At 74.2% G+C, this 10,621-nt stretch carries 12 protein-coding genes; 5 read left to right on the top strand and 7 right to left on the bottom strand.

Annotated elements, in window-relative coordinates:
* Positions 1 to 65 precede the first annotated feature (65 nt).
* The 5 genes from AB0D46_RS19190 to AB0D46_RS19170 form a co-directional block, all read right to left on the bottom strand.
* Complete coding sequence (locus AB0D46_RS19190; RefSeq protein ID WP_362878815.1) at positions 66 to 1,007, bottom strand: tyrosine-protein phosphatase; 942 nt, start codon at positions 1,005 to 1,007, stop codon at positions 66 to 68.
* A 30-nt stretch (positions 1,008 to 1,037) separates the two neighbouring features.
* Positions 1,038 to 2,123, bottom strand: a complete 1,086-nt coding sequence (locus AB0D46_RS19185) for a nitronate monooxygenase (protein WP_362878813.1) — start codon at positions 2,121 to 2,123, stop codon at positions 1,038 to 1,040.
* 4 nt (positions 2,124 to 2,127) lie between these two features.
* A complete protein-coding gene (locus AB0D46_RS19180; protein ID WP_362878831.1) occupies positions 2,128 to 2,826 on the bottom strand; it encodes a CoA-transferase in 699 nt (232 codons plus the stop codon).
* Between the two features lie 107 nt (positions 2,827 to 2,933).
* Positions 2,934 to 3,785 carry a CoA-transferase gene (locus AB0D46_RS19175; protein ID WP_362878811.1) on the bottom strand — a complete coding sequence of 284 codons (852 nt, stop codon included), beginning with the start codon at positions 3,783 to 3,785 and terminating at the stop codon, positions 2,934 to 2,936.
* A complete protein-coding gene (locus AB0D46_RS19170) occupies positions 3,782 to 4,531 on the bottom strand; it encodes an enoyl-CoA hydratase family protein (protein WP_362878810.1) in 750 nt (249 codons plus the stop codon). Before AB0D46_RS19170 ends, AB0D46_RS19175 begins: the two co-directional genes overlap by 4 nt.
* 56 nt (positions 4,532 to 4,587) lie before the next feature.
* Here AB0D46_RS19170 and AB0D46_RS19165 point away from each other — a divergent pair, with 56 nt between their 5' ends.
* From AB0D46_RS19165 to AB0D46_RS19145, 5 genes are all read left to right on the top strand, one after another.
* Positions 4,588 to 5,352 (top strand): SDR family oxidoreductase, encoded by a 765-nt coding sequence (locus AB0D46_RS19165; protein WP_362878808.1) that lies wholly within the window; start codon positions 4,588 to 4,590, stop codon positions 5,350 to 5,352.
* Position 5,353: 1 nt separating this feature from the next.
* Positions 5,354 to 6,262 (top strand): SDR family oxidoreductase, encoded by a 909-nt coding sequence (locus tag AB0D46_RS19160; RefSeq protein ID WP_362878807.1) that lies wholly within the window; start codon positions 5,354 to 5,356, stop codon positions 6,260 to 6,262.
* A gap of 436 nt (positions 6,263 to 6,698) precedes the next feature.
* Positions 6,699 to 7,352 carry a DUF4360 domain-containing protein gene (locus tag AB0D46_RS19155; RefSeq protein ID WP_362878805.1) on the top strand — a complete coding sequence of 218 codons (654 nt, stop codon included), beginning with the start codon at positions 6,699 to 6,701 and terminating at the stop codon, positions 7,350 to 7,352.
* A 61-nt stretch (positions 7,353 to 7,413) separates the two neighbouring features.
* Positions 7,414 to 8,070 (top strand): DUF4360 domain-containing protein, encoded by a 657-nt coding sequence (locus AB0D46_RS19150; protein WP_362878829.1) that lies wholly within the window; start codon positions 7,414 to 7,416, stop codon positions 8,068 to 8,070.
* A 274-nt stretch (positions 8,071 to 8,344) separates the two neighbouring features.
* A complete protein-coding gene (locus AB0D46_RS19145; protein ID WP_362878803.1) occupies positions 8,345 to 9,082 on the top strand; it encodes a hypothetical protein in 738 nt (245 codons plus the stop codon).
* Here the strand turns inward: AB0D46_RS19145 and AB0D46_RS19140 are convergent.
* On the bottom strand, positions 9,066 to 9,320 hold the full coding sequence (locus AB0D46_RS19140; protein ID WP_362878802.1) for a hypothetical protein: 255 nt from the start codon (positions 9,318 to 9,320) through the stop codon (positions 9,066 to 9,068). The genes AB0D46_RS19145 and AB0D46_RS19140 overlap by 17 nt on opposite strands.
* 206 nt (positions 9,321 to 9,526) lie before the next feature.
* Positions 9,527 to 10,237 carry an HAD family acid phosphatase gene (locus AB0D46_RS19135; protein ID WP_362878800.1) on the bottom strand — a complete coding sequence of 237 codons (711 nt, stop codon included), beginning with the start codon at positions 10,235 to 10,237 and terminating at the stop codon, positions 9,527 to 9,529.
* Positions 10,238 to 10,621: the final 384 nt, after the last annotated feature.

The raw sequence follows: 10,621 nt of genomic DNA, 5'->3' as shown, positions 1-10,621 counted from the left end.
CCGGGCAGCGCGTCACGCGCTGCCCGGCCCGGTGCCGTCCGTAGGGGTCCGGTGACCCGGTGCCGTTACCGGACCATCCTGGACTGGAGCTTCGCCAGCGTCCGCAGGTCCAGGCCGAGGCCCTGCGTCAAGTAGCCCCAGAAACCGCCGTAGTCGGCCTCCATCCGGACGGTCGCCGCGTCCAGGTAGTCCTGACGGACCTCCTGGAGCGGGATCAGCAGGTCGGGGTTCTGCATCCGGCCGGACTGCTTGAGGCCGGCGCGGACCTGGGCGTCGTAGGCGCCGCGGAACGTGTTCGAGGCCAGGTAGTCGCGCTCGGCCGTCGCCTCGGGCACGGCCAGGGCGCGCAGCAGGACGTAACTCATCCAGCCCGTACGGTCCTTGCCGGACGTGCAGTGGTACAGCAGCGGTGCCTGGCCGCCGTCGGCGATCTCCCGCAGCGTGGCCGCGAACTGGGCCCGGTTCTCGGGGCTGGTCACGAAGGTGCGGTAGATGTCGCGCATGTAGGCCTCGGCGCGGCCACCGCCCAGCATCTGTTCCTGCTTGACGGGGTCGCCGCTGCCGATCGCGCCGACCAGGGTCCCGTAGAGGCCGAGGTCGCTGATCGGGCGGGCGGTGGCGGACAGACCGGGCGGCAGCCTGTCGGCGCCGTCGTACTGGACCTCCATCGGGATGCGGAAGTCGATGGCCTTCTTGAGGCCGAGACCGGAGACGGTGGTGATGTCCGCCGCGGTCAGCTTGCTCAGGGCGTCGGAGCGGTAGACCAGGCCCTGGCGGACCTGGCCACCGGTGTAGGTGCGGTAGCCGCCGACGTCCCGGACGTTGACGGCGCCCTGGAGCGGAATCCGGCGGATCGTTTCAGCCGGCTGTTGCCAGCGCGGCTGCTGGTGCCGGGCACTGGGCCCGGCGCCGGGCGCCGGCTGCGCGGACGCGGCGGCGGGCAGGGTTCCGGCGGCGAGCACGGCGGCGGCCGCCGCGATCGCCAGTCGGATGCGGGCACGGCTCATGTGGACGACTCCTGTGACGGAGAAGGGGGATCACCCTGGTGGTGGCAGGGTGCCGAGCGCGTGCGGACCGCGGTGTCCGTACAGACGGTCCAGCACGGTGTGTGCCTCGGCCATGACGCGGTCGACGAGTTCCGCGCAGGACGGCAGATCCTCGATCACCCCCGCGACCTGGCCGGATGCCATGACGCCGAGGTCCGTACGGCCCTCGACCATGGACGCCTTCAGGAGCATGGGGGTGTTCGCGGCGAGCAGGACCTGGCTCCAGGACAGGTCCTTGCCGTGTTTCATCGCCAGGCCGTCGCGGGCCATCGCGGACCAGGACAGCCCCGACAGCTTCCGGAAGCCGGCCGCGTGCCGCACCGCCCGCGCCAGCGCCCGGGCGCGGCCCGACCGCTCCAGGGCGTCGACCAGCTCGGTGCGCAGCATCCGGTGCGGCATCCCGTCGACGGCCGTGGTGACGGTGACGTCGTTGACCGTGGCCTTCAGGTACTCGGTCTTCACGGCGTCGGGGACGGTGGAGTCCGAGGTCAGCAGGAAGCGGGTGCCCATGGCGATGCCGGCCGCCCCGTACGCGAGCGCGGCGACCAGGCCCCGCCCGTCGCGGAAGCCGCCGGCGGCGACCACCGGGATGTCGACGGCGTCGACCACCTGCGGCAGCAGCACCGTCGTCGCCACGTCCCCGGTGTGGCCGCCGCCCTCGCCGCCCTGCACGATCACCGCGTCGGCGCCCCAGGCGGCGACCTTCTCGGCGTGCCGGCGGGCACCGATCGAGGGGATCACGACGACGCCCGCGTCCTTCAGTCGGGCGATCAGCTCCCGGGACGGGGCGAGGGCGAAGGAGGCGACCCGCACGCCCTCGGCGATGATCAGTTCGACCCGCTCGGCGGCGTCGCCGGCGTCGGCCCGCAGGTTGACCCCGAAGGGCGCCCGCGTGCGGGAGCGGACCTCGCGGACCGCCGAGCGCAGTTGGTCCACCGTCATCGTCGCCGAGGCCAGGATGCCGAGGGCCCCCGCTTCGCCGGCCGCCGAGACCAGCCGCGGCCCGGCCACCCAGCCCATGCCGGTCTGCACGATCGGGTGGCGGACCCCGACCAGCTTCGTGAACGCCGTCTCCACCGCGTCAGCCCCGCACTTCGCGCTCGCGCCGCCCCTGGGGGTCGATCACCTGGCGGATCAACCGCAGTTCCTCCGGCGAGGGTTCCCGCGTGTACGGGACGTCCCCGCTCACCGCGAGGGCGAAGCCGGTGGCGGCGCGGACCTGGTCGACGCTGACCCCCGGGTGCACGGAGGCCAGGCGCATCGAGCGGTCCGGGCCGTCGAAGTCGAACACGCCGAGGTCGCTGACGACGCGGGGCAGCCGGTGGAAGCGGGTCACCCCGGCCGCCGCTGCCCGGTCGTGGCCGACCCCGCTGACCATGTCGACGCGTTCGACGAAGACCCGGGTCGAGTGCTTGGGGATCCAGTAGCTCACGGGGTTGTTCAGGGTGTTGACGGGCGCTCCGCGCACCCCCAGGAGCTGGCGGGTGGGCCGTTCCCAGTCGCCGATGCAGGAGATGTTCTGGTTGCCGAAGCGGTCGATCTGGCTCGCGCCCATCATCACGTGCCGCTTGCCGCCCGTGACCATCGTCAGGTGGCGCCGGTAGGGCAGCCAGCCCTCGGGCGTGCCGTCGAGGCCGACCAGCATGGCCTCGCCGTCGGTCAGCAACAGGTCGGGGGAGAACGTCCGCTTCGCGAGCCGGGCCCCGAAGGAGGGGATCAGGCCCATCGGGCTCGCGAGGACCTCGCCGTTGTCGCGCCAGGCCTCGGCGCAGGCGATCACGCAGTACTCGGCCCGGGTGACGGCGGGGGTGGCGGCGGCGGTTTCGGCGGGGTCGGGGGCCGGTGTTCCCGCGGGGGCCGGGGTTTCGCCGGGGGCGTGGGCGCTGCTCAACTCTGCTCCTCGTGCCAGGTCCGGACGGCGGACCGGTAGTCGTGCTCGCTCGTCCCGGACAGGAAGCGGGCGGCGAACTCGGGCCAGGGGGTGGACGCGTAGAGCTTCTGGAAGGCCTCGTCGCGGTCGTGGTCCGGCGCGCAGGAGGTGAAGTGCGCGCCGCCCGGGGTCTCCACGACCCCGGTGACCGCGTGCCGGCTGACGAGGAGGGACTGCGGGGGGCCCGCCTTGGACAGCTCTGCGGTCTCCACGAGCTGTTCGCAGGAGACGTACGCGGCGTCCGCGGCCTCGCAGAACAGGTCGTCGAAGTACGGGTCGGGGCCCAGGTACTGGGCGTTGCCGAGGCGGTCCGCGCGGTTGAGGTGGACCAGGGCGGCGTCCAGGCGCAGGGCGGGGACGGCGACGAACTCCTCGCCGTCGGCGTAGGGGGAGGTGACGGTGCGCAACTCGGGGTTGACCCGCATGACGTCGGAGCCGAGTCCGGCGCGGACGGGCAGGAAGGGCAGCCGGTTCGCGGCGGCGTGCAGGCCCCACATGAACATGGCCTCGTCGAGTTCGGTGAGGGTCAGGGCGCCGCTCTCGCGGGCGGCCCGGAAGTTCGGCTCCAGGGCGATGGAGTCGAGGGTGACGAAGGGGGCGACCAGCCGTCGGATCCGGCCGGCGGCGGCGAGCAGGCCCACGTCCGGGCCGCCGTAGGAGACCACGGTGAGATCGGTGATCTCGGAGCGGAGCAGTGCTCGCACCAGGGCCATCGGCTTGCGCCGGGAGCCCCAGCCGCCGATGCCGATGGTCATGCCGCTGCTCAGCCGGCCGACCACCTCCTCGGGGGTCATGGTCTTGTCGCTCACGCCGTCCCTTCCTTCCCGAAGGTGTCGCGGACCCGGTCGGCGACACCGCTGAGGTTGGCCTCGAAGGTGAAGCCCTGCTCGAAGCGGTAGCTGCGGCGCACGTCCACGGGGTCGATGCCGTTGATGGCGGCCTTGGCGAGGCGGATCAGGTAGCCGTCCTTGCGGGCGATCTCGGCGGCCAGCTCCAGGGCCGCCCCCCGCACCTCCTCGCGCGGCACCACCTTCCAGACCGAGCCGTGCGCGTGCAGTTCGGCGGCGGTCGCGGTGCGGGAGGTGTAGTAGAGGGTGCGCATCAGGTGCTGGGGGACCAGCCGGGCCAGGTGGGTGGCGGCACCCAGGGCGCCCCGGTCCAGTTCGGGCAGCCCGAAGGTGGCGTCGTCCGAGGCGACGATCGCGTCGGCGTTGCCCACCAGGCCGATGCCGCCGCCGAGGCAGAAGCCGTGAACGGCCGCGACGACCGGGACCTCGCACTCGTAGACGGCGGCGAAGGCCTCGGCGCAGCCGCGGTTGGCCCCGATGAGGGAGGCGTGCCCGGTATCGCGCTGCATCTCCTTGATGTCGACCCCGGCGTTGAAGCCGCGCCCCCCGGAGGCCAGGACCACACAGCGGACCGCGGGGTCGCGGCCGGCGGCGCGCACGGCGTCGGCGAGGTCGTACCAGCCCTGGACGGGCAGCGCGTTGACGGGTGGGAAGTCGACTGTGACGAGTGCGATGCCCTTGTCCGGGCCGGAGGTGGAGACACCCATGAGCGGATCAGCTACCTTTCCACCAAACATTTGTTAGGTGAGGAAGGTAGCAGCCGATGGAGCTCAAGGGGAGGGTCGTCGTCGTCACGGGCGGAACCCGGGGCGTCGGCGCCGGGATCGCCCGGTCGTTCCTCGCGGCGGGCGCGCGAGTCGTCGTCTGCGCGCGCCGTCCGCCCGCCGAACCGGTCGGGGCGGCCGGCCGGCAGGCCGATTTCACCGCCCTCGACCTGCGCGATCCGGACGCCGTACGGGAGTTCTTCGCCGAGGTCGCCGAGCGGTACGGACGGCTCGACTGCCTGGTCAACAACGCGGGCGGTACCCCGTACCGGCTGCTGGGCGAGGGGGAGGCCGAGCGGCACGCACGCGTCGTCGCCCTCAACCTGGTGGCCCCGCTGACGGCCTCGCTCGCGGCGCACCCGTGGCTGCGCGCGGCGCGCGGCTCGGTCGTGATGATCGGCAGCGTCAGCGGCACCCGGCCCTCTCCCGGTACGGCGGCCTACGGAGCCGCGAAGGCGGGCCTGGAGAACCTGGCCCGGTCGATGGCCGTGGAGTGGGCGCCCGACGTACGGGTCAACTCGCTGGTGCTGGGCATGGTGCGGACCGAACTGTCGCACCTGCACTACGGCGACGAGGCGGGCGTCGCCGCCGTAGGCGCGACCGTGCCCCTGGGGCGGCTGGCCGAGCCCTCGGACGTGGGGGAGGCGGCGCTGTTCCTCGCCTCGGACCGGGCGGCCTACGTGAGCGGCGCGAGCCTGCTGGTGCACGGCGGCGGCGAACGGCCGGCGTTCCTCGATGCGGCAACTGTCAACAAGGAGAGCTGAAATGGGCATGGCTGACGGACGCGTGGTCGTCGTGACGGGCGCGGGACGGGGGCTGGGCCGGGCCCACGCCCTGGCCTTCGCGGCGGAAGGGGCCCGGGTCGTCGTCAACGACCTGGGCGTGGGACTCGACGGCCGGCCGCAGGCGGACGGGCCGGCCGCGCAGGTCGTCGCCGAGATCCGGGGACGGGGCGGCGAGGCGGTGGCGCACGGCGGGGACATCGCGACGGGCGAGGGCGCGGCCTCGCTGGTGGAGTGCGCGGTGTCCGCCTTCGGCCGGCTGGACACCCTGGTCAACAACGCCGGGTTCCTGCGCGACCGGATGCTGGTGAACCTCGACGAGGACGACTGGGACGCCGTCGTACGGGTCCACCTCAAGGGCCACTTCCTGCCGCTGCGGGAGGCCGCCGGTTGGTGGCGGGCGGAGGCGAAGGCCGGCCGGCCGGTGGCCGCGCGGGTGGTCAACACCTCCTCCGGAGCCGGGCTGCTCGGCTCGGTCGGGCAGGGCAACTACAGCGCGGCGAAGGCGGGCATCCTCGGCATGACCCTGGTCGCGGCGGCCGAAATGGGCCGGTACGGGGTCCAGGTCAACGCCATCGCCCCCGCCGCCCGGACCCGGATGACCGAACGGGCCTTCGCCGGGGCGATGGCCGCCCCCGCCGCCGGCGCCTTCGACGCGATGGCGCCCGAGAACGTGTCCCCCCTCGTGGTGTGGCTCGGCTCGGACGCCTCGGCCGGGGTCACCGGCCGGGTCTTCGAGACCGAGGGCGGCCGGATCACCGTCATGGAGGGCTGGCGCCCCGGACCCACCGCGGACCGCGGGTTCCGCTGGACCCCCGCCGAGGCGGGCGAGGCGGCGGCGAAGCTGCTGGCGCAGGCGCAGCCGCCGCACCCGGTGTACGGGGCGCGGTAGCCGCCGGGTCGGGGCGGAGCCGGGCGGGGCGCGGTGGGTCCGGGGGCGGGCCGCGCCCCGCCCCGCTGTGCCGTTCCCGTACTCGGCCGGGTCGGGCCGGGTCGGGTTCGCGTCGTACAGCCGCGCCGCCCCGCGTCGCCCCGCCCCGCGTCGCCCCGCGCCGCCCCGCGCCGCCCCGCGTCGCCCCGCGTCGCGGCGGTCCGTTGCGTGCTTCTGGACATCTTCGCCGGAGCGGCCGGCGCGCCCGTCGTGGCCGGCGCGGGGCGGTCGGGCTGCTGGGCGGGGGGACGCGGCAGATCGCGCCCGCGCGGAATCCGGCCAGGAAAAGCGGCCCGGGGTCATTGGCCACATCGGGTCCTTCCCCTTCCCGTCGCCCCTGTGGTGGCATGTCCACGCCGAATTCGGCAGTGGTTTCCGACGGGATGGAGAAAGGCAAATGCAGCTCCGCAGACTCAGCACCGGCGCGGCGGTCCTGGCACTGGCGGCCATGGCCGTGACCGCACCGGTCCAAGCCGATTCACCGGAAAACCCGCCGCCCGGGCGGGTCACCGTCGACGTGGTCGGGGTGAACGGGTCCGGCTGCCCGCAGGGCACCGCCGAGGTCGCCGCGGCCTCCGACAACACCGCGTTCACCGTCACGTACAGCAACTACCTCGCCCAGGCCGGCGCCGGCGCCGGCGGCACCGAGTTCCGCAAGAACTGTCAGCTCGCCCTGCGGATCCACGTCCCCCAGGGGTTCACGTACGCCATCGCCCGGGCCGATTACCGCGGCTTCGCGCACCTCCAGCGCGGCGCCCACGGGCAGCAGCGCGCCAACTACTACTTCCAGGGCCAGGCCCAGACCGCGCGCAGCACCCACCAGTTCACCGGCCCGCTCAGCGACAACTGGCAGGCGAGCGACCGCACCGAGTACGCCGACCTCGTCTGGGCGCCCTGCGGCGAGGAACGCAACCTCAACGTCAACACCGAGCTGCGGGTGTACACCGGGACCTCGAACCCGCAGGCCCCGAGCTTCATGAGCATGGACTCGACGGACGGCAGCGTCAGCACGGTCTACCACTTCGAGTGGAAGGAATGCCCCGCGGGCTGACCGGCGCGAGCGAGCACAGCAACCCCCGACCCCGTCAGGAGTGATGACGATGTCCCCCTCGCTGTCCCGCACCCTGCTCGTCGGCGGCGCGACCGCCGCCCTGATCGCCACCGCCACGCCGGCCGGAGCCTCCGGATCGGGCCCGATCACCGCCCCGCCCGACAAGATCGTGATCGAACTCGCCACCGTGAACGGCTCGGGCTGCCGCGAAGGCACCGCCGAGGTCGCCGTGGCCCCCGACAACACCGCCTTCACCGTCACGTACAGCGAGTACCTCGCGCAGGTCGGCCCCGGCGCCCCGCCGACGGCGTTCCGCAAGAACTGTCAGCTCAACCTCCGCGTCCACGTCCCCAACGGGTTCACCTACGCGATCGTCCAGGCCGACTACCGCGGATTCGCATTCCTCCAACCCGGAGCGTCCGGTCAGGAAAGGGCGAACTACTACTTCCAGGGAATGCCCCAGACATCCCAGCGGACCCATCAGTTCAGTGGACCGCTCAACGACAACTGGCAGGCGACCGACCGGACGGAATACGCCGACCTGGTATGGGCGCCGTGCGGGGAAAAACGCAATTTCAACATCAATACCGAACTGCGGGTGAATGCCGGCACCTCCAACCCGCAGACGACCAGCTTCATGGCGATGGACTCCACCGACGCCAGCGTCAACACCCTTTACCACCTCGCCTGGCAGGCGTGCCCCGCGCCGCGGACGTAGCGCCGTGAGCCGGGGCGGGGCCGACGTGCGACCGGCCCCGCCCCACCGGGACGTCCCGCCCCCGCCGACGGGCGGGACGCCCCCACCACGGGGGCGTCCCCGTCACAGGACGTCCCCACCCACGGGCCGGCGCGCCACGCGCCGCCCCTGCGGGCCGGGGCCCGGACGTCCCGGCCCGTGGCCTTTTCCGCTCACCGGGAACACGCCCTCCCGCCCGCGCCCACCGCCCGCCTACCGTCTGCCGCACCACACACCACGCAGCCGGGAGGACCCCATGATCGACGGCCGGCGCCGGCGCCGGCGCGAGGCCGCCGAGCTGCCGCGCGGGGCCGAGCGGCACCGGACCCCCGTACGGCCGCTGACCGAGCTGTTGGAGGGGATCGACGCGCCGGACGCGTACGAGATCCAGCTCATCAACATCCGCCGGCGCACCACCGCTAAGGGCGCCCGCGTCACCGGCCACAAGGTCGGCCTCTTCTCGCCCGTCACGCAGGCCATGATGGGCGTCGACCAGCCCGACCACGGCCACCTGCTGGACACCATGGAACTGCGCCCGGACGCCCCCGTGCGGGCCGCCGCGTACTGCGCGCCCCGCATCGAGCCCGAGGTCGGCTTCGTCCTCGGCGCCGGCTCCGAGGGCGGTCGTGGGCGCCGCCCCGGGGGCGAACACGCCGACGCCGAGGGAGAAGTGGCGTTCGCGGCGGATGCGGGCGTCGGGCGCCCCGGCCCGGCGCAGGGCGCTCTCGGCGGCGTCCATGAGCGGTCCGGGCCCGCACAGCCAGCCCTCGCGGTCCCCGTACGGGGCGACGAGCTCCCCGAGTCGGGCGGCGGTCGGCAACCCGCGCAGGCTCTCCAGCCAGTGCACGACCGTGAGCCGGTCCGGGGCCCTGCCGGTCACCGCCCGGGTGCGGGTGACGTACGGGTGAAACGCAACGGGCCCGGCCCCCTGGCGAGGGGTCGGGTCCGGTGGGTGTGCGATGAGGTATCCGTACCCGCTACATCCACTCGCTGAACCGCAACCGGCCCATCATGTTGTCCATCGCCCGCGGCGACACCGCCGGCTCCGCGTCCGCGGGCGGTACGGAGGCCGAGACGCGGCCCGCCCGGCCCGGCCCGTACAGCTCGCGCCACACGGACCGCACACAGGCCAGGACCGCCGGCGCCGGCCGGGCCGGCTCGTGCTCGCCCCGACAGGAGGACAGGGACACGGCGGCGGCCGCCCGTCCCGCACCCCGCGAGGGCGCGGCCACGCAGTGCACCCCGCGGAAGGTTTCCTCCCGGTCCCAGGCGACCCCGCGCGCAGCGCGGCCGGGCGCACCAGGGTCCGGGCGGTGCGCGCACGCCGCCCCCGTGCCACGGCCCCCTCGACGGCGTCCCGGTCGCCGAGGGTGGGGGCGGGGGAGGCTGCGGCGGGGCCGGCGGCCTCTGACGGCCGCCGTCCCCGCGCGCCCTCGGATCAGGACAGCTTGCCGTCGTAGTCCGGCAACTTCACGGTGCGCTCCGCATGGCCGCCGACCAGGTCGCTCTGCTTGTTCCCGATGTTCGCGATGATCGTGTAGCCGCGGGCCTCGATCTCGGCGCGCTTGCCCGTCTTGTAGGTGCTCACCTCGTGGAACAGGTCGGGCAGGTCCCGGACGTAGAGGCCCGAGACGGGGTAGCCGACGGCCTTGAGGTTGTGCTCGGTCAGGGAGTGCAGGATCCCCGGCCGGGCGGTGACGAAGAAGATCGCGACGCCGCGGTCGTTGGCGTACCGGGTCAGTTCGCGGACCTTGCCGATCGCGGGCGTCGGGAAGGTCCAGAACCAGTGGAAGTCCGTCTCCAGCGACGAGTTGTCGATGTCGAGGACGAGCGCCGGCTTCTCCCCGGCCGGGGAGGCGGCGATGCGCTGCTCGATCGCGGGGCGGGCGGCGTCGATGACGGCGGCCACGTCGCGCTGCCAGGTGGCGTAGTCGATGCCGAGGATCGCCGCGTTGCCGCCGGGCGCGGAGGCGGTGACGGCGCTCGCGGCGGCCGGCGCGGTCACGGCCCGCTCCGCCGGGGCGGCCCCGGCCGTAGTGGCGGGCAGCAGGGCCAGGACGGCTCCCGCGACGGCGACGCCCGCGGCGGCGGTGGCGCTGCGGCGGGGAAGACCCGTACGGGTGGGGAGGGTGCGGCGGGTGATGCGCATGTGGGGGCGCTCCTCGGTCACGGATTGGCATGTACGCGACCAGGCTGGGGGAGCGGCGCCCACCTGTCTACCGGTCGGTAGGAAACTTTTCGCAGCCGCCGGGTGAACCCCCGTCACCTGCCGCACACCAGCCGCCGCGCGGTGCGCCCCGCACCGTGGCCCCCGCGCCCCGCACCCGCCGCGCGCACCGGGCGATGTGCGCCGGGGGTGGGTGACCCCCGCGGGCCTCGCCAGCCTCGCGGGCCTCGCGGGTCGGCGGGGCGGCCGGATCCCGCCGGTGCGCGGGGAAGTGGTCGTTCGCCTCCGCGCGGTGGTCCGGGCCGCCGCGGTCGGTTCCGCCAGTCACCGCGTCCCGCACCGGCCGGAACGCCGTCACCACCCGCG

It is taken from the genome of Streptomyces sp. NPDC048383 (assembly GCF_040651775.1).
Taxonomy (GTDB): domain Bacteria; phylum Actinomycetota; class Actinomycetes; order Streptomycetales; family Streptomycetaceae; genus Streptomyces.
Note: the sequence above shows the minus strand (reverse complement) of the source record. Positions and strands in the feature narration are given on the sequence as shown.

What these genes read in the sequence shown, in the direction of transcription:
- AB0D46_RS19190 (WP_362878815.1), bottom strand. Translation starts at nt 1,007, where the DNA reads ATGAGCCGTGCCCGCATCCGACTGGCGATCGCGGCGGCCGCCGCCGTG.
- AB0D46_RS19165 (WP_362878808.1), top strand. Translation starts at nt 4,588, where the DNA reads ATGGAGCTCAAGGGGAGGGTCGTCGTCGTCACGGGCGGAACCCGGGGC.
- AB0D46_RS19135 (WP_362878800.1), bottom strand. Translation starts at nt 10,237, where the DNA reads ATGCGCATCACCCGCCGCACCCTCCCCACCCGTACGGGTCTTCCCCGC.
- AB0D46_RS19155 (WP_362878805.1), top strand. Translation starts at nt 6,699, where the DNA reads ATGCAGCTCCGCAGACTCAGCACCGGCGCGGCGGTCCTGGCACTGGCG.
- AB0D46_RS19145 (WP_362878803.1), top strand. Translation starts at nt 8,345, where the DNA reads ATGATCGACGGCCGGCGCCGGCGCCGGCGCGAGGCCGCCGAGCTGCCG.
- AB0D46_RS19170 (WP_362878810.1), bottom strand. Translation starts at nt 4,531, where the DNA reads ATGGGTGTCTCCACCTCCGGCCCGGACAAGGGCATCGCACTCGTCACA.
- AB0D46_RS19160 (WP_362878807.1), top strand. Translation starts at nt 5,354, where the DNA reads ATGGGCATGGCTGACGGACGCGTGGTCGTCGTGACGGGCGCGGGACGG.